Genomic DNA, 18,312 nt, shown 5'->3' on the forward strand with positions numbered 1-18,312 from the left:
ATTGGTTTTTGGTCAGGCCAGCGCCGCAATGACGGCATCGACATCGGCCGGGTTGTTGACGGCTGCGGTGGCGATTTCCTTGTTGATACGCCGTGCGAGGCCGGAAAGCACCTTGCCCGCCCCCACTTCATAAAGCGTGGTCACGCCGTTTGCGCCGAACCATTCCACCGTTTCGCGCCAGCGCACGCGGCCGGTCACCTGCTCGACGAGGCGGGCGGCGATCTCGTCCGGATCGCTCAGCGGCCGGACGACGACATTGGCCACGACCGGCACCGAAGGCACGTTCTTCGTCACGCCGGCCAGCGCCTCGCGCATGGCGTCAGCAGCAGGGCCCATCAGAGCGGAATGGAACGGTGCGGAGACAGAAAGCATCAGCGCGCGCTTGGCGCCCTTTTCCGTGCACAGCTTTGCCGCCAGCTCGACGGCGGCCTTGGCGCCCGAAATAACCAGCTGCCCGCCGCCATTATCATTGGCGATCTGGCAGACCGAATTTTGCGCCGCTTCAGCGCAGGCGGCTTCCACGTCGTCCTGCTCAAGCCCGATGATTGCAGCCATCGCGCCCTCGCCCACCGGCACGGCGGCCTGCATGGCATTGCCGCGAATGCGCAGCAGCCGTGCCGCGTCGCCAATCGAGAATGTGCCGGCAGCGGCAAGTGCCGAATATTCGCCGAGCGAATGGCCGGCAACGTAGGCGACCTTGTCCTTCAGCGAAAAGCCGCGCGCTTCCAGTGCCCGGATCGCGGCCATCGACACGGCCATCAGCGCCGGCTGCGCGTTTGCGGTCAGCGTCAGCGTCTCTTCGGGGCCGTCCCACATGATCTGTGAAAGCTTCTGGCCCAGCGCCTCGTCGACCTCGTCGAACACCGCGCGAGCCTCCGGAAAGGCCTCCGCCAGGTCCTTGCCCATGCCCACGGCCTGGCTGCCCTGGCCTGGAAAGGTGAATGCAACGGCCATGTCCCGCTCCCGGATTTGTTTTTCGGAAAGGCCCTGTGGCGCAGGAAAGCCGACCGAGTCAAGGCCACAGATCGTGAAGCGCGGCTGCTATCTACCTGCCGCTACATGAAAAAATGCAACAGTAATTTACCGGCGGCCTTCCCATTTTGAACACAGACGCTAGATTTTGTGACGGTTCGATGACAGTGAGATGACGGTTTTGTTTCGCGTTCGAGGTTCGTGAGTTGTCAAATCGGCTTACTGTGGCACAAGGGGATACGGAGTGTGAGAGTGCCGGCGGCCGTGCAAAACGCCGCGTGCAGGTACTCCATCTTGCCCGAACCCTGGCGCTTACCGTCATCATATCGGCACTTCTGGTATTTTGCGTCGAACTGATCGTTCGCGGCTCGCTTGAGCAGACATTGCTGTTTTTCCAGCAGCCGTTCCGGCCGGGTTGGACAACCGTCGTCATCTTTGCGCTGGTGCTGGTATTTCTCGACGCCCTGCTTGGACGCGCGCATCACGCTTTGCTGCTGGTCGCGCCGCTGGCGCTGCTTCTGGCCTTCATCGGCCATCAGAAATCACTTTATCTTGGCGATCCGCTCTACCCGACCGACTTTCTCTATGCCCGCCAGATTGTCGAACTGACGCCGCTTCTGGTGCGACAGCGCCCGATGTCGGCGGTTTTCATGGTGATCGGGGCGATCGCAGCGATTGGCATGCTGGTTTACGCCTGGAAGTTCTGGCGCCGCCGCATACCGGCGCTGTCGTGGCGCGCCCGCATCACACGCCTCGGCCTGGCGCTGCCGGCTCTGGTGTTCTTCGGCTCGATCATGGACTACGCGACCTTCTCCTGGGCGCGCGACCGGCTCCAGATCATCCCGATCATGTGGGACCAGAAGGAGAATTATAACAGTAACGGCTTCGCCATCGCCTTCGCGCTGAACGTGCCGATGGCAAAGGTGCTGGCGCCCGCCGGCTATTCGGACAAGGCGATCGCTGCGATCACGCGGCCAGAGGCCGATAACCCGGTGCTACCCGCCGAAAAGCCCGACATCATCATCGTGATGAACGAATCCTTCTGGGATCCGACCCGGCTGCCTGGCCTCGAAATCACGCCGGACCCCATCGCCAATGTGCGCTCGCTCGAATCCGGCCATATCTTCTCGCCGGAATTCGGCGGCATGACCGCCAATGTCGAGTTCGAGGCGCTGACGGGATTCTCCAACGCCTTCCTGCCCTATGGCAGCATTCCCTATCAGCAATATGTGCGCAGCCCGATTCCCTCGCTCGCCACCTTCCTCAAGAGCGAAGGCTACGCCACCAAGGCCATCCACCCCTTCGGCGGCTGGTTCTGGAACCGCACGCCCGTCTACCAGGCCTTCGGCTTCGACACGTTCCTGTCGGCCGACAATTTGCCGCCGCTCGCCTCGCGCGGGCCGCTGGTGTCCGACAAGGCCTTGACCGAAGAGATCATCCGCCAGGCCGACGCCACGCGCGATCCGTTCTTCATCTTCACCGTCACGCTGCAGAATCACGGCCCCTACGAGCCGAACCGCTATTGGGACACCAGCCACACCGTCTCGGGCAATGTCAGCCAGACGGCGCGCGATTCGGTGCTGAGCTATGCCGAGGGCGCCTCCGACGGCGACAAGGGCCTGGCGCGGCTGATCGAATGGGCGAAGAACCGCGAGCGTCCGACCGTCATCGCCTTCTTCGGCGACCACCTGCCGCCGCTGGGGCCGGTCTATATCGAGACCGGGTTCATGAAAGACCAGGTCGCACCGCGCAAGGCGCCGCTGCCCGAAATGAGCCTGCAGCATGAGACGCCGCTGGTGATCTGGTCGAACCGCAGCGGGCCGGCGGAAAACATCGGCTCGATCAGCCCGGCCTTCCTGGCGCTGCATGTGCTGCAGACGGCCGGTATCAGCCATCCCTACTACACCGGCTTCCTCGGTGGCGTGCGCGAGCATTTCCGCGTCGTCGACCGCAACATGCTGGTCACCCCGAACGACGAGGCCCTGCCCGACTGGTCGCGCGCCAAGGAGATCGACCCCGAGATCCGCGACTATCGCCTGCTGCAATACGACATGATGTTCGGCAAGCGCCATGCCGCACCGGAATTCTTCCCCGAGACGACGGGCAAGCCGGTGCCTGCGATCTGAGACTGACGGCGGCGGCAGCAATTCCAGGAAAAGCGCGCTGCGGTTTTCCGTCGGGAATTGCGTGAAGAAAACCGTCAGTTCGTGACGTAAAGGTCCGTAATCGCATAAGCGATGTTGTCGAAGGCGGCCTTGAGCTGGGTGGCATCCTTAGTCGGATAGTAGTTCGCCGGCGTCGAGGCGCAGCCGCTGTAGAGCTTGCGGTTTGCAGCCGTGTCGGCACCCAGAACGACGGTGAACACTTTGACGCCCTGGTTCTTCAGGCGCGTGCACATGGCGTCCGTCCAGGTGTTGACGTTGGTCAAGGCAACAGCCCTGGTCGAGGTGCTCATGCGATTGGTGTCGAAATATCCGTAAGCGCCGTAGTCGGACTGATTGGCCAGTTCGCTGGATGCGCCGAAAACGTTGTTCTCGCCATCGGTGAACACCACCACGACCTTGGACGTCTGGTCCGAATTGAAAGCGTCACCCTGGTCATAGGGCTCGCCTGGCGACAGGACGCGATAGCCCCACGCCAGTCCCTCGGACACGTTCGTTCCCGAACCATACCAGTAGACCATCTTGCTGATATCGGTCTTGAGGCTTTCAAGATCGGTAGTCAGCGGCGCGATCGGTGTCGGACAGGCATAGTTCGGTCCGGTCGTTGCCGGAGCCGCTGTGTTGATCACCGCAGTACTCTTGATGCTGGTATTGGAGTATTTAGCCACAGCCATTTGCTGCGTCTTTTGCGCCGCCTTCGTCGATGCTTTGTTGCCGTCGCTCAGGTAGCTATTATTGAACGCTGTGGCGCTGTTAGGGGTACCCTTTGCAGCACCGGGTTCGTCAGGCGCAAAATAGGGCACGAACACGGTCTCGGGTTTTACGTTACCCGTTTGATCGGCCGCGGTGTAGACCAGCTTCGCCGGAGGCGTGTCGTCGAGATTTAAAGCGTCAGTGATCAGGTTTGGAGTGCCGTCCGCATTGAACTTTGAAGTGCGGGCTTCCACGCAGCCTTTCCATGTCACACCCAGCCTGTTGAAAAGTTCCCAGTGGCCGTAACGTCGCTTGTCGGAAGCAGAAATAGTCTCGAAATTCACGCCGTTCGTGCTCTTGTCGTTCACAGGAATGATCGTCCGCTTGTCGATCCAGTCTTCCTTGAAGCCTACGCCCTTGATGTTCACCGCCGTCACGAACGGCACCAGCGCCACGCGGATTTCGCGCTCGGGCTTTTCCGTCTTGGCCTGCTTGAGAATGTCGACGAGCTGCGTTGCGCCCTCGCGCAGGGCCTTCATATTGGCGTCGCCCATCGAGCCGGTGTTGTCGAGCACCATCGCCACTTCCAGCTTCGCCGTCGATTCGTAAGCGCTGGCCTTGACGGAGAGATGCCCGTTCTTGCCGAAGACGAAGCTGAAATTAAGAGCCACATCGGCCGTGGCCGTCGCAGTGGTCTTGATGTAGTTGACGCCCTGCTCCACCGTCAGATGAGCAGATGGGTTGACGAGGTTGCCCTGGCCGCTTGTGTTGGCCTTGAAATAGCCGTCGAAAAGATCGTCGCGCGATGTCGACTTGTCGGCCAGCCGGGAAGCGGCGAGCACTGCCGAATCGAGCGCGTTCTGCAGATTGGATTTGGCCGTCATCAGGTTGGAGACGTCGAGCGCAAAGCCGACGCCGGTTAGCATGACGGGCAGCGACACGGCAAACATCATGGCGAAGTTGCCGCTGGTCGAGCGCCAGAACCGCGTGACGAGCATTTAAATGTACCCCCGGATTGCCCTATTACCGCGATTTCTGGGTGAACACAGTGAAGAGATCGTTGATTTCCGGGGTACCCTTGCCCGCAATTTCGCGCGGTGGTTAAGGATGCGTTGGCAGAGCGCGCGCAATTTTCTGCGTCGGATGCCTCGAGCCTGAAGACCGGGCCAGATCGGCGATCGGGCCCTACCCTTGCCTTCCAGCCAGAATGCTGTATAGACGCCCGCAATCTGCCGGTCCCAGCTGGGGGCTGAACGGAGGGCCGGAGGTTTTCCGCAAGGAAGCCGCCGTGTGAAGCAAAAAGTGCTTCCGCCTCCCGTGTCTCCGCTCTCGACCGTCTCGTCATGCTCCTTTCTTCTCCTGAGGTGGCCAACAGGCCCTCGAAGGATCAAGAGAAGTTGCAGAGGCTTTAGCCGCCGGGAACCGGACAGGGAAACGAAGAAAGGCAAAGAACAATGGCTCTATACGAACATGTGTTTCTTGCCCGGCAAGACCTCTCGCAGCAGCAGGTCGACGCACTTGTGGAACACTACAAGGGTGTCATCTCCTCGCATGGCGGGTCCGTTGGCCGGGTTGAGAACTGGGGACTGAAGTCCCTCACCTACCGCGTCAAGAAGAACCGCAAGGCGTATTACACGCTTATGGATCTCACCTGCCCGCCGGCCGCTCTCAACGAGATGGAGCGTCAGATGGGTCTTTCCGAAGACGTCTTGCGCTTCCTGACCGTCAAGGTCGAGGCTCATGAAGAAGGCGTCTCCGCCATGATGCAGAAGCGCGAAGAGCGCTCCGAGCGTGGCGACCGCGGCTTCGGCGATCGTGGCGACCGCCCGAACCGCAGCTTCGGCGACCGTGACCGCGGCGACCGTGGTCCGCGCAGCTTCGGCGACCGCGATGGCGGTGGCGATCGTGGCCCGCGCAATTTTGGTGACCGTGACGGCGCTCCGCGCCGGCCGCGTGATGAGGCAGGAGCTGCAGAATAATGGTCGACATCAATCAGATCCCGACCCGGCGCCCGTTCCATCGCCGCCGCAAGACCTGCCCGTTCTCCGGCGCCAACGCTCCGAAGATCGACTACAAGGACGTGCGTCTGCTGCAGCGCTACATCTCCGAGCGCGGCAAGATCGTGCCGTCGCGCATCACCGCCGTCAGCCAGAAGAAGCAGCGCGAACTCGCCAAGGCGATCAAGCGCGCCCGTTTCCTCGGCCTGCTGCCCTACGTGGTGAAGTAATAGCCTTCTGTGGTGGGCGGTTTGCCGCCCGCCACACTCTCCCCCCGCGACGGGCGCGGATCAGGAGCTGAGTAAAATCCCGAGTTGGGATCGGCGACGATCCCTAACTGCCGCGACAGGCAGGACAGCGACACCGGCGACAACGCCCTTTTGCTTCCTGACCTGTTCCAGATTTCCGCCCCTCGTGGCGACAACGAAAAGGAACGAAACCATGGAAGTCATTCTTCTCGAACGCATTTCCCGCCTCGGCCAGATGGGCGACACCGTCAAGGTCAAGGACGGCTTTGCCCGTAACTTCCTGCTGCCGCAGGGCAAGGCGCTGCGCGCCAACGAAGGCAACAAGAACAAGTTCGAAGGCCAGCGCGCCCAGCTCGAAGCCCGCAACCTCGAGCGCAAGTCGGAAGCCCAGGAAATCGCCGATCGTCTCGACGGCAAGAGCTTCATCGTCGTGCGTTCGGCCGGCGAAACCGGCCAGCTCTACGGTTCGGTCTCGACCCGCGACATCTCCGACATCGTCACCGCTGAAGGCTTCTCGGTCAGCCGCAACCAGGTCGAGCTCAACCAGCCGATCAAGACCATCGGCCTGACCAATGTGGCCATTGCGCTGCATCCGGAAGTCGAAGTCACCATCACGCTGAACATCGCCCGCACGGCCGACGAAGCCGAGCGCCAGGCAGCCGGCGAAAAGCTGGACTCGGCCGAAGCCATCTACGGCGACGACATCAACGAGAATGCCCGCCCCGACAACTTCTTCGACCCGAACGAGGAAGAAGGCGAGGAAGCCTGATCACGGTTTGAAAAACCGATTGTTCATTCGTGAACTGGACCAAAGCCCGGGTGAAAACCCGGGCTTTTTTGTACAAGCTGGAACATTTTCAGCCGTGGCGCTTTGACGCAGAATGATGTCGACCCCATCTTAGAATCAGCATCGGGTGCCTTGGCATGAACATTCTGCTTCAACGTATTATCGACCGTCTCGTGCGCACGGGAAACCTCTCCGTCACCGGGCCGAATGGTTCCACACACACTTTCGGCGACAGTACCGGCGAGCCCGTCCATGTCGTCATCAACACCCGCCATGCAGAACGCGCAATCGCCTTCGACCCCATGCTGGCGCTGCCGGAAGCCTTCATGGAAGGCGAACTGGACGTCGTTGAGGGCGACATTCTCGGCGTGCTGCGCATCGCTTTCCAGAACATGGGTCCGGGCGGCATCGAGGCGTCATGGACGAAAGCCGTCGAAGGCCTGCGCCATGCATTCCGCCGTTTCTATCAGCTGAACACGGCCGGTCGCTCCAGGCGCAACGTGCAGCGCCACTACGACCTCTCGGGCGAGCTCTATAAGCTCTTCCTGGACGACGACATGCAATATTCCTGCGCCTATTTCGAGCGGCCGGACATGACGCTGGAGGAAGCCCAGCTCGCAAAGAAGCGGCACATCGCTGCCAAGCTGCGCATAAAGCCCGGCCAGAACGTGCTCGATATCGGCTCCGGCTGGGGCGGTCTCGGCCTTTATCTCGCCCGCACCTTCGATGCGGACGTTCTCGGCGTTACGCTGTCGACCGAGCAGCATGCGGTCGCCACCGAGCGCGCCAATGCGGAGGGGCTTGAGAACCACGTCCATTTCGAGCTTCGCGACTACCGCCACCTGACCGAGCGTTTCGACCGCATCGTTTCGGTCGGCATGTTCGAGCATGTCGGCGTCAACCACTACCGCACCTTCTTCGACAAGGTGGCCACGCTGCTGAAGCCCGACGGCGTCATGGTGCTGCATTCGATCGGCCGCAGCGGCCCGCCCTCGGCCACCAACGCCTTCATCCGCAAGCACATCTTCCCCGGTGGCTATATCCCTGCCCTTTCGGAAGTGCTGCCGCATATCGAAAAGTCGGGCCTGATGGTCTCGGACGTCGAAGTCCTGCGCATGCACTATGCCGACACGCTGAAGGCCTGGCGCGAGCGCTTCATGGCCAACCGCGAGCGGGCCAAGGAAATCTACGACGAGCGTTTCTGCCGCATGTGGGAATTCTATCTCGCCGGCTCGGAAGCTGCGTTCCGCTGGCAGGACCTCATGGTGTTCCAGATCCAGCTCACCCGCCGCAACGACATCGTGCCGCTGACGCGCGACTATATCGGCAAGTGTGAGAAGGCCCTCTCCATGCACGAGGCGGCACACCAGCCGGAAGCCGAGACCGTGAAGAAGCCGCAGAGATCGCGGCGAATTCCCGAAGCGGGCGAGTAAGGTTTTTTCTCGTAAGGTCCACGCCCCTTCACGCGCCTACCACTGGCGCCCTCTTACGGCAGGGCTGTCGCATATGAGGAACCCCCACCCCTAACCCCTCCCCACAAGGGGGAGGGAAACCTTGTGGCATCCTCGCAAGGCGCGGATCATTGATAGTTTCGCGTCGCAAAACAGCCGCAGGAGTCCCCCTCCCCCTTGTGGGGAGGGGTTAGGGGTGGGGGTTATCACAAGCAACATTCATCGCAATTTTCATATGCAATTGCCCTGCCGTAAAGACGGGCGAGGCCCGCGACTCGCCCTGCTGTGGTAAGGGTGAGGGGCAGCGCCAACCTCAACCGGAAGCCCCACCTATGACCATTCCAATCTTCATCGCAGCCGCGATCTGTGAAATCGCTGGCTGCTTTGCCTTCTGGGCGTGGTGGCGGCTGGAGAAATCACCGCTCTGGCTCGTGCCGGGCGTGGTGTCGCTCATCCTGTTCGCCTGGCTGCTCACGCTTGTCGACACGCAGGCCGCCGGCCGTGCCTACGCCACCTATGGCGGCATCTACATTGCCGCCTCGCTTTTCTGGCTGTGGCTGGCCGAAGGCGTTCGCCCCGACCGCTGGGACGTTCTTGGTGCTGCGATCTGCGTCGCCGGCGCCTCGATCATCCTGTTCGCGCCGCGCGGGGCGTGACCGGCAAGATACTCATTCCTTGATCGGCACCCATATCTCCAGCCCACCATTTCCGCTGCGCGGATCGAACTCCGGACCATAGCGCTCGAAACTCGGCGCATCGGCGGATTTGTACTGCGATTCCGGCAGCCACTTGCTCCAGATCGTGTGCATCGTGCCGCGGATAGCCGAGATATGGTCGCGATGGGTAAACACCGCATATTTCTGCGGCGACACCCGCACGCAGCTGAATTCCTTCGGCATCTCCGAGAAATCCTTGACCTCGACGCCGCTGACATATTCGAAGCTGGTGTCGTCGAAATTGCAGCACAGGCCATACCAGGCATTCGGCACCGCGCCGGGAATGCTGCCTTCATATTCGTTGAAACGCTGCCACAGCGCCGGAATCAGATTGTTTGTCCTGTCGTATTCGTAACGCTCGCCAAGTCCGGCGATCAGCATCGCTTTGCCTTCCACGAAGCGCGGTTCTTCCAGGGTAACTGTCGGTTGGTCGGACATGATAATCGGCTCCACGAGTTCGATGTTGTCGTGATGGTGTTGCGCGCGCAGTGCCTCGGGCGTCAGCCCGAACTGGTCGCGGAACGCCCGCGTGAATGCCTCATGGGAGCCATAGCCGGCATCGATCGCGACGCCGAGAATGTCGGGCGCGCCATCCGCCAGGGCCCTCGCCGCCTCGCTCAGCCGGCGGCCGCGCACATAGCGGATGACCGACTGGCCAGTCGCGGCGACGAAGGCCCGCGACAGATGAAAACGCGAGACGCCGCCGACAAGGGCGATGTCGTCGAGCGAAATCTCCTTGGCAAAGTGGCTTTCGACAAACCAGAGCGCTTTCGATACCGGGTCCATGTCACTCCCTTCAGGCAATGGCCCGATATGCCCGTTTCCGAAACCGTCCGTTTGATCGTTTTTGCGGTGGAGCGCGTTTTGCCGTCTCAGGGCTTCGCCGGCGTCACGATCTCATAGGTGCAGGCGAAGGACGCAGCCGCGATGCGATAGGTGTCGCTGACATCGTCGGGCACCTGCACGATGGCGTCGCCCGGCCTGGCGACCATCGCCTCGCCCCAAGGTGCGGTGAAGGTGAACTCACCCATCGCCTGCGAAACGATGAAATAACCCATGTCCGAGCCTTTGGGCGAGAAAGCGCGATAACCGTTCGCGTCGGGTTCGGACTGTGCTTCGCCATAGCGGGTGGGGAACTTGGCGGCCTTGACCAGTATTTCCTCATTGCCGGTCTCCGGGCAGCGGTTGCGCACGACCCAGTCCCCCGCTTCCGCCGGCTTGGATTTCGTCTCCACGCCTTCGCCCTTGATAATGGTAACGATCACCTCTCCCGGCACGGCGGCACGGGCGTCGACGGGTTTGGTCTTGCGGGCGATGCCGGTCTTGCCCTCGCCCTTGACCGTCGCGAACAGGGCAATCTGGTCCTTGGTTGCTGCGGTGTCGGCGATTGCGGGAGAAAATCCGGCCGCGCTGCCAAGCAGCATGGCGGCGAGAAATGTGGCGTGCGTTATCTTCATTGCGTTAATCCCTGAAAGTCCTCCCAAACCATATCAGCATGAGCGGGCAGCCGAGCCAATTGCGATCGTGACCCTTAATGTATCGAAGGTAGATTGCGCTCTTCCCACTCACCCTTGGGAATGGCCTCGCCAACCAGAAACTCGAAGGCCGCGACCTTGGCGTGGTCCGGCGTCAGTTCACATTTGAATTTGAGATTGTACCATAGGCTCTTGCTGCGGAACGCCGCGCCGTCGGCCAGGATCGTGTTTTCCTCGAGTTTCGTGCCGGCCATGGCATAGGCAACGACGCGGTCTGGCTGGAGGTCGTTGCGCCACGCATGCAGCTGGTCCATCGCCTCGATATTGCACAATTGTTCCGAGCGATCGGCCTCGGCCAGTTCCCGCAGGCCTTCCCGCGCCTGCCTGCTGCGCGGATCGGCAAGGGTTGCCTCCGACATCATCCTGCTGGCCCTGACCATCACGGGCGGCTGGTCGTCCGGCTGGACCGGCAGGGGAACCGGCGCCGGGCCGAATCTGTCAGTCGACGGCGGCGAGGATGGCATGGCCGACGCCTCATCTTGCTGCTCGGGCTCTCCGGCTACTGCCGGCACTTCACTCGGCCGAACGATCTCAACAGTGACATTGTGCTCCTGCGGCACGTCCAGCGGCCTCGTTCCGGACAGGGCGATCAGAAGGACAACGACAATGACATGAAGCAGGATCGAGGCCGGGATACCCCATCCGACACGTCGCGAAGATGCGGTGAGGATAACGTCGGAAACTGCGCTCATTTTCCTGTTTTGTTCTGGCCCTCGGGGGTAAGCTTCCATCCTGATTCGCGTCAATCGAGATTCGTCCGGCTGGCCAACTAGCTGTGGACGGTTTGGCGTAATTGTGAATTGCGGGCAACACGCTGCATTTGTTCACCGCCCGCCAACGGCATCTGGTACGGCAGGGAGCAGGCAAGATCGGGGAAGTCATGGCAGAGGCAGCACAAAAGTTCGGCGTGGCCGAAACACCGCTTTATCGCGAAGCGCCGAACAATATCGAGGCCGAGCAGGCGCTGCTTGGCGCCATCCTCGTCAACAACGACGCCTTCTACCGCGTTTCGGATTTCCTCAAGGCCTCGCATTTCTACGAGCCGCTGCACCGCAAGATCTTCGAGATTGCGGCCGAGATGATCCGCATGGGCAAGATGGCCAATCCGGTCACGCTCAGGAACTTCGTGCCGGCCGATCAGAAGGTCGGCGACATGACGGTGGCCCACTATCTCGCCCGCCTTGCGGCGGAAGCCGTCACCGTCATCAACGCCGCCGACTACGGCCGCGCCATCTACGATCTGGCCACGCGCCGCGCGCTGATCACGGTCGGCGAGGACATGGTCAACATCGCCTATGACGCGCCCGTCGACATGGCCCCGCAAGAGCAGATCGAGGACGCCGAGCGCCGCCTGTTCGAGCTGGCCGAAACCGGCCGCTACGATGGCGGCTTCGAAAGCTTCACCGATGCGGTGAAAACCGCCGTCGACATGGCCAACGCCGCCTATATGCGCGACGGTCATCTGTCCGGCGTCGCCACCGGCCTGCGCGATCTCGACAAGCGCATGGGCGGCCTGCAGCCGTCCGACTTGATCGTGCTTGCCGGCCGACCGGGCATGGGCAAGACCTCGCTCGTCACCAACATCGCCTTCAACGTCGCCCACGCCTACGAGCCGGCGCAGCAGGCCGACGGCTCGTTCAAGGCGGCCAATGGCGGCGTCATCGGCTTCTTTTCGCTCGAAATGTCGTCCGAACAGCTCGCCACGCGTATCATTTCCGAGCAGACGGAAATCCCCTCCTCCAAGATCAGGCGCGGCGAGATCACCGAGAACGATTTCGAAAAGCTCGTCGCCTGCTCGCAGATGATGCAGAAAATCCCGCTGTTCATCGATTCGACCGGCGGTATCTCCATCGCCCAGCTTGCCGCCCGCGCCCGCCGGCTGAAGCGCCAGCGCGGCCTCGACGTCATCGTCATCGACTATATCCAGCTGATGCAGGGCTCGTCCGCCAAGGCCTCGCAGAACCGCGTGCAGGAAATCACCGAGATCACCACGGGCCTGAAGGCGCTGGCCAAGGAACTCAGCGTGCCGATCATCGCGCTGTCGCAGCTGTCGCGTCAGGTCGAAAGCCGCGACGACAAGCGCCCGCAGCTCTCCGATCTTCGCGAATCGGGCTCCATCGAGCAGGACGCCGACGTCGTGATCTTCGTCTACCGCGAGGAATATTACCTCAAGAACAAGGAGCCGAAGCCCGGCACCGAGGAATACATCAAGTGGGAAACCGAGATGAACGACGTGCGCGGCAAGGCGGAAGTCATCATCGCCAAGCAGCGTCACGGCCCGACAGGCACGGTCTCCCTCGCCTTCACCGGCGAATTCACCCGCTTCTCCGACCTCGCCGAAGAACATCACCTGCCGGAGAGGTTCGAGTAGGATTTTTTTGAGAACATCTAAATGTTCCGTACTTCATGCAATATATGTATAATCTGTATTGTATGGATGGAGTGATCGGAGATGATCAAGGTCAGCGCCGCTGAGTTCCAGCGCAACATAGGTCGTTATCAGGATTTGGCGCTCACGCAGCCGGTTGCCGTGACGCGAAACGGACGGGACCGAACGGTCATGATTTCGACTGAGGAATACAATCGCCTGAAGCGTCGCGACCGCGAGGTGCTTAGTCTGGATGATATCACCGACGAGCAACTTGCTGCGTTGGAAAAGGCACGCGCGCCGGAAGAGACCAAAGCCTTCGATCACGAACTTGACGATTGATCCTTGGCCCAGATTCCAGATCCCAGAGAGGGCCTTGTCTTAAACTACAGCTACCTCTGGCTATCCGAGCATAGGAAAGGACTGGAAGACGGCAGTAAGGACAGGCCATGCGCGGTTGTTCTAACCGTGGCAAATGACGAAGGGCGACAAATAGTGACCGTCCTTCCGGTGACACACAGCCCGCCGAAGCACGCTGAAGACGCTGTCGAAATCCCCACGGCGACCAAGCGCCGTCTCGGTCTCGATGACCAGCGCTCGTGGATCGTGCTGACGGAGGCCAACGAATTCAACTGGCCAGGACCTGACCTACGGCCAATAATTCGCTCAGGCTCAAAGAGCTTCTCGCACGGGTTCTTACCTTATGCTCTCTACGAAAAAGTTCGCACTGGCTTTATCGAAGCCACGATCAAGCGGCGCGCGGCGACCGTCAATCGCACTGAATAATCGGCCCATGCAGCAGCTTCGAGAAACCCATGGCTAAAACGCGCACACAGTTCATCTGCCAGAATTGCGGCACGGTCCACACGCGCTGGGCCGGCAAATGCGATGCCTGCGGCGAGTGGAACACGCTCATCGAGGAAGGCACCAACAGCGGCATCGGCAGCGGCCCGGCCTCCATGCGCAGCGCGCGAAAAGGCCGCGCCGTGGCGCTCACCACGCTGTCGGGCGATATCGAGGATGCACCGCGCATCGCGTCGGGCATCGGCGAGCTCGATCGCGCGCTGGGCGGCGGTTTCGTGCGCGGCTCAGCCATTCTGGTCGGCGGCGATCCCGGCATCGGCAAGTCGACGCTGCTGACACAGGCCGCAGCTGCCCTTGCCTCGCGCGGCCACCGCATCGTCTATGTCTCGGGCGAAGAAGCGGTTGCCCAGATCAGGCTGCGCGCCCAGCGCCTCGGCGTCGCCAACACGGCCGTCGAGCTGGCGGCCGAAACCAATGTCGAGGACATTCTCGCCACCATCGCCGATGGCAAGCGGCCCGACCTGATCATCCTCGATTCGATCCAGACGCTGTGGACCGACATGGCCGATTCGGCCCCGGGCACGGTCACGCAGGTTCGTTCGTCGGCTCAGGCGATGATCCGCTATGCGAAATCCACAGGCGCTGCGGTCGTTCTCGTCGGCCATGTCACCAAGGAAGGACAGATCGCCGGCCCGCGCGTGGTCGAGCATATGGTCGACGCCGTGCTCTATTTCGAAGGCGAAGGCGGCCACCATTATCGCATCCTGCGCACGGTAAAAAACCGCTTCGGGCCGACCGACGAGATCGGCGTCTTCGAAATGTCCGACAAGGGTTTGCGCGAAGTCGCCAATCCGTCGGAGCTTTTTCTGGGCGAAAGACACGCAAAATCGCCCGGCGCTGCGGTTTTTGCCGGCATGGAAGGCACGCGGCCGGTGCTGGTCGAGATCCAGGCGCTGGTTGCGCCCTCGCCGCTTGGCACGCCGCGCCGCGCCGTCGTCGGCTGGGACAGCCCACGTCTTGCCATGGTTCTGGCTGTGCTGGAAGCCCATTGCGGGGTGCGCTTCGCCACCCATGATGTCTATCTGAATGTGGCCGGCGGCTACCGCATTTCGGAGCCCGCGGCCGATCTTGCGGTTGCAGCCGCTCTGGTTTCCTCGCTCACTGGTCTTGCCCTTCCCGCCGATTGCGTCTATTTCGGCGAAATCAGCCTTTCGGGCGCCATAAGGCCGGTTGCGCATGCGCAGCAGCGCCTTAAGGAAGCCGAAAAGCTGGGCTTTGGACAGGCAGTTCTGCCGAAGGGCAGCGAGGAAATATCCGGAGGAATCGGGTCCGGCTCTTTCCAGCCCGCAACGCTCACCGATCTCGTGGTGCGGATTGCGGGGTCGCTTCGCCGGAACACTGACGACTGAACGGATCGCCGCCAGCGCGGCCCGGAAAGGCGCAAAGCGCCATCATGGAGTGGGAACGACATGCCGATTACGCTGCTTGACGGAATTCTCGTCGGCTTCACGCTTGTTTCCGCAATGCTCGCCATGGTCCGCGGCCTTTCCCGCGAGGTTCTTTCCATAGCGTCCTGGGTGGCTGCCGCAGCCGCTGCCTATTTCTTCTACCCGATGGTCCTGCCCTACGTGCAACCGCATCTCGACAATGAGAAGCTGGCGATGGGCGCTGCCGCCGGCATCGTCTTCATCATCGCGCTGATCGTGGTCACCGTCATCACCATGAAGATCGCCGATTTCATCATCGACAGCCGCGTCGGCGCGCTCGATCGCACCCTCGGCTTCCTCTATGGCGCGGCGCGCGGCATTCTGGTCGTCGCTGTCGGCCTCCTGTTCTTCAACTGGCTCGTCGGCTCGAACCCGCCTGCCTGGATCGCCAACGCCAAGTCGAAGCCGCTGCTGGAATCGATCGGCGCCAAGCTTGAAAACGCGCTGCCGGAAGACCCGGAAAACTCGATCCTCAAGCGCCTGAAGCCGGAAACCGGCACCGAAGCTCCGGAAGCCGGTACGGAAGCACCGCCGGCCGACAATGCCCCGGCAGAAGCACCTGCAGAGAACGCACCGGCCGAAACGCCGCCCGCCAACAATTGATGGTGGCGCTGCGAGCGCTGCTGCCCTATATGATGGCTTTCTGACGAGAGACCGCCCGATGGCACAAGCCGACGACACCTTGCTGGCCGAGGCCGACGATCATTTTCACGACGAATGCGGCGTGTTCGGCATCTTCGGACGCCCGGAAGCCGCCGCGATCACCACGCTCGGCCTTCACGCCCTTCAGCATCGCGGCCAGGAAGCCGCCGGCATCGTCTCCTATGACGGCAGCCAGTTCCATGTGGAGCGCCATGTCGGCCTGATCGGCGACACCTTCACCAAGCAGTCGGTTATCGACCGTCTGCAAGGCACCCGCGCCATCGGCCATACGCGCTACGCCACCACGGGCGGTGCGGGCCTGCGCAACGTGCAGCCCTTTTTTGCCGAGCTTTCGACCGGCGGCCTGGCCGTTGCCCACAACGGCAACATCACCAACGCGCTGACCGTGCAGCGCACCTTGCAGAAGCAGGGTTCGATCTTCTCTTCCACCTCGGATACCGAAACGATCCTTCACCTCGTCGCCACGAGCAAGGAACGCGACATCACCGCGCGCTTCATCGAGGCGATCCGCCAGCTCGAGGGCGCTTTCTCGCTGGTCGCGCTGACCTCCAAGAAGATGATCGGCGTGCGCGACCCGCTTGGCATTCGCCCGCTGGTGCTGGGCGACCTCGACGGCGCCTGGATCCTTGCCTCCGAGACCTGCGCGCTCGACATCATCGGCGCGCGTTTCGTGCGCGATCTCAAGCCCGGCGAGATGGTCGTCGTCACCGGCAAGGGCATCGAGAGCCATTTCCCCTTCGAGCCGCAGAAATCGCGTTTCTGCATCTTCGAATATGTCTATTTCGCGCGGCCGGACTCCTCAGTCGAGGGTCGCAATGTCTACGACATCCGCAAGCGCATCGGCATGGAGCTTGCCATCGAAAGCCCGATCGATGCCGATATCATCGTTCCGGTGCCTGACTCCGGCACGCCCGCTGCGATCGGATTCTCGCAGCAGGCCGGCATTCCGTTCGAACTCGGCATCATCCGCAACCACTATGTCGGACGCACCTTCATTTCGCCCGGCGATTCCATCCGCCACATGGGCGTGAAGCTGAAGCACAACGCCAACCGCCGCATGATCGAGGGCAAGCGCGTGGTGCTGGTCGACGATTCCATCGTGCGCGGCACCACCAGCCAGAAGATCGTGCAGATGGTGCGCGAAGCCGGCGCCAAGGAAGTGCATATGCGCATCGCCTCGCCGCCCACCCGCGCCTCCTGCTTCTACGGCGTCGACACGCCGGAAAAGGCCAAGCTGCTGGCGTCGCGCATGTCGGTCGAGGAAATGGCAGATTTCATCCGCGTCGATTCGCTCGGCTTCCTGTCTATCGACGGCCTCTACCGCGCCGTCGGCGAAGCGAGCCGCGTCGACGAGCAGCCGCAGTTCTGCGACGCATGCTTCACCGGCGAATACCCCACCCGCCTGCTCGACCTCGAAGGCACCGACAATGTGCGGACCTTGTCGCTGTTGGCGACCGGCGGGCAATAAGTATTGGTGCGTCCTTCGAGGCTCGCTACGCTCGCACCTCAGGATGAGGATGGTTGGCGTTTTGCGTCCCAACTCCTGGAAGCGCCGGCGTGGTAGAATTTAGCAGGCAAATTGCACCGCCTCCCTCATCCTGAGGTGCGAGCGTAGCGAGCCTCGAAGGACGCACGATAAATTTAGTTCCAGCACAGAATAAAGAATTCCCATGACCTCTGCCCCCGACCTCACCGGCCGCATCGCCCTCGTCACCGGCGCGTCGCGCGGCATCGGCTACCAGATCGCCAAGCAGATGGCGGCAGCCGGCGCGCATGTCATCGCGGTTGCCCGCACCGTCGGCGGGCTGGAAGACCTTGACGACGAGATCAAGAAGGCCGGCGGCGAAGCCACGCTGGTGCCGCTCGACCTCACCGACATGGCCGGCATCGATCGCCTCGGCGGCGCGATCAACGACCGCTGGGGCAAGCTCGACATTCTCGTCGCCAATGCCGGCGCGCTCGGCGTCATCTCGCCGCTCGGCCATGTCGAGGCAAAAGTGTTCGACAAGGTCATGGCCATCAACGTCACCGGCACATGGCGGCTTATCCGCTCGGTCGATCCGCTGCTGCGCAAATCCGACGCCGGCCGCGCCATCATCCTGTCGTCGGGTGCAGCACACTCCGCCCGCGCCTTCTGGGGGCCGTATGCCGCATCCAAGGCGGCTGTCGAGGCAATGGCCCGCTCCTGGGCTGACGAGACGAAAAACAGCGCGCTGCGCGTCAATTCCGTCGATCCGGGCGCGACCCGCACGGCCATGCGCGCACAGGCCGTGCCGGGCGAAGACCCGGATACGCTGCCGAAACCCGCCGAGGTCGCCGCAAAGATCCTGCCGCTGGCCAGCCCGGCACTGACCGAGACCGGAAAGCTCTTCCAGGTCCGGAACGACCGTTTTGTCAGCTACCGGATGCCCGAATAAGCCAGCCTGACT

Annotated in this window: 17 protein-coding genes; 12 read left to right on the top strand and 5 right to left on the bottom strand. The window is 62.1% G+C overall.

Annotated features, from left to right (window positions below):
• Positions 1-12: 12 nt before the first annotated feature.
• Positions 13-954 carry an ACP S-malonyltransferase gene (fabD, locus tag DZG07_RS16935; protein ID WP_119818883.1) on the bottom strand — a complete coding sequence of 314 codons (942 nt, stop codon included), beginning with the start codon at positions 952-954 and terminating at the stop codon, positions 13-15.
• A 296-nt stretch (positions 955-1,250) separates the two neighbouring features.
• On the opposite strand from fabD, the gene DZG07_RS16940 reads away from it, so the two are divergent.
• Positions 1,251-3,098, top strand: a complete 1,848-nt coding sequence (locus DZG07_RS16940) for an LTA synthase family protein (protein WP_245429503.1) — start codon at positions 1,251-1,253, stop codon at positions 3,096-3,098.
• Positions 3,099-3,172: 74 nt separating this feature from the next.
• Here the strand turns inward: DZG07_RS16940 and DZG07_RS16945 are convergent, their stop codons facing one another.
• Positions 3,173-4,825: a pilus assembly protein gene (locus DZG07_RS16945; protein WP_119818887.1), complete on the bottom strand. Its 1,653-nt coding sequence runs from the start codon at positions 4,823-4,825 to the stop codon at positions 3,173-3,175.
• Between the two features lie 456 nt (positions 4,826-5,281).
• Between DZG07_RS16945 and rpsF the strand changes: the two genes are divergently transcribed.
• The 5 genes from rpsF to DZG07_RS16970 all read left to right on the top strand — a co-directional run bounded on the left by rpsF (position 5,282) and on the right by DZG07_RS16970 (position 8,966).
• A complete protein-coding gene (rpsF, locus tag DZG07_RS16950; protein ID WP_091912218.1) occupies positions 5,282-5,806 on the top strand; it encodes a 30S ribosomal protein S6 in 525 nt (174 codons plus the stop codon).
• A complete protein-coding gene (gene rpsR / locus DZG07_RS16955) occupies positions 5,806-6,054 on the top strand; it encodes a 30S ribosomal protein S18 (RefSeq protein WP_019170551.1) in 249 nt (82 codons plus the stop codon). Before rpsF ends, rpsR begins: the two co-directional genes overlap by 1 nt.
• Positions 6,055-6,265: 211 nt before the next feature.
• Positions 6,266-6,841 carry a 50S ribosomal protein L9 gene (gene rplI, locus DZG07_RS16960; RefSeq protein WP_091912220.1) on the top strand — a complete coding sequence of 192 codons (576 nt, stop codon included), beginning with the start codon at positions 6,266-6,268 and terminating at the stop codon, positions 6,839-6,841.
• A 155-nt stretch (positions 6,842-6,996) separates the two neighbouring features.
• On the top strand, positions 6,997-8,292 hold the full coding sequence (locus DZG07_RS16965; RefSeq protein WP_119818890.1) for a cyclopropane-fatty-acyl-phospholipid synthase family protein: 1,296 nt from the start codon (positions 6,997-6,999) through the stop codon (positions 8,290-8,292).
• Between the two features lie 350 nt (positions 8,293-8,642).
• Positions 8,643-8,966 carry a YnfA family protein gene (locus tag DZG07_RS16970; RefSeq protein ID WP_119818892.1) on the top strand — a complete coding sequence of 108 codons (324 nt, stop codon included), beginning with the start codon at positions 8,643-8,645 and terminating at the stop codon, positions 8,964-8,966.
• Between the two features lie 12 nt (positions 8,967-8,978).
• On the opposite strand, the gene DZG07_RS16975 is transcribed toward DZG07_RS16970, so the two are convergent.
• The 3 genes from DZG07_RS16975 to DZG07_RS24250 all read right to left on the bottom strand — a co-directional run bounded on the left by DZG07_RS16975 (position 8,979) and on the right by DZG07_RS24250 (position 11,253).
• Complete coding sequence (locus tag DZG07_RS16975; protein ID WP_119818895.1) at positions 8,979-9,812, bottom strand: AraC family transcriptional regulator; 834 nt, start codon at positions 9,810-9,812, stop codon at positions 8,979-8,981.
• Positions 9,813-9,898: 86 nt separating this feature from the next.
• Complete coding sequence (locus DZG07_RS16980) at positions 9,899-10,483, bottom strand: hypothetical protein (RefSeq protein WP_119818898.1); 585 nt, start codon at positions 10,481-10,483, stop codon at positions 9,899-9,901.
• Between the two features lie 74 nt (positions 10,484-10,557).
• Entirely contained in the window at positions 10,558-11,253 is a 696-nt protein-coding gene (locus DZG07_RS24250; RefSeq protein ID WP_245429504.1) for a DUF930 domain-containing protein, read from the bottom strand.
• Between the two features lie 188 nt (positions 11,254-11,441).
• On the opposite strand from DZG07_RS24250, the gene DZG07_RS16990 reads away from it, so the two are divergent.
• From DZG07_RS16990 to DZG07_RS17020, 6 genes are all read left to right on the top strand, one after another.
• Positions 11,442-12,932, top strand: a complete 1,491-nt coding sequence (locus tag DZG07_RS16990; RefSeq protein ID WP_091912230.1) for a replicative DNA helicase — start codon at positions 11,442-11,444, stop codon at positions 12,930-12,932.
• An 81-nt stretch (positions 12,933-13,013) separates the two neighbouring features.
• The gene (locus DZG07_RS16995) at positions 13,014-13,271 is read left to right on the top strand and encodes a type II toxin-antitoxin system Phd/YefM family antitoxin (RefSeq protein WP_091912232.1); all 258 of its coding nucleotides are present in this window, start codon (positions 13,014-13,016) and stop codon (positions 13,269-13,271) included.
• Between the two features lie 473 nt (positions 13,272-13,744).
• Positions 13,745-15,142 carry a DNA repair protein RadA gene (gene radA, locus DZG07_RS17005; protein ID WP_119818904.1) on the top strand — a complete coding sequence of 466 codons (1,398 nt, stop codon included), beginning with the start codon at positions 13,745-13,747 and terminating at the stop codon, positions 15,140-15,142.
• A 60-nt stretch (positions 15,143-15,202) separates the two neighbouring features.
• Positions 15,203-15,823, top strand: coding sequence for a CvpA family protein (locus tag DZG07_RS17010; RefSeq protein ID WP_091912238.1), 621 nt, complete (start codon positions 15,203-15,205; stop codon positions 15,821-15,823).
• 58 nt (positions 15,824-15,881) lie between these two features.
• Positions 15,882-17,351 (top strand): amidophosphoribosyltransferase, encoded by a 1,470-nt coding sequence (gene purF / locus DZG07_RS17015; protein ID WP_091912240.1) that lies wholly within the window; start codon positions 15,882-15,884, stop codon positions 17,349-17,351.
• 202 nt (positions 17,352-17,553) lie between these two features.
• Positions 17,554-18,300, top strand: coding sequence for an SDR family NAD(P)-dependent oxidoreductase (locus tag DZG07_RS17020; RefSeq protein ID WP_119818907.1), 747 nt, complete (start codon positions 17,554-17,556; stop codon positions 18,298-18,300).
• Positions 18,301-18,312 lie beyond the last annotated feature (12 nt).

This window comes from Mesorhizobium sp. DCY119 (assembly GCF_003590645.1).
Classification (GTDB): domain Bacteria; phylum Pseudomonadota; class Alphaproteobacteria; order Rhizobiales; family Rhizobiaceae; genus Mesorhizobium_M.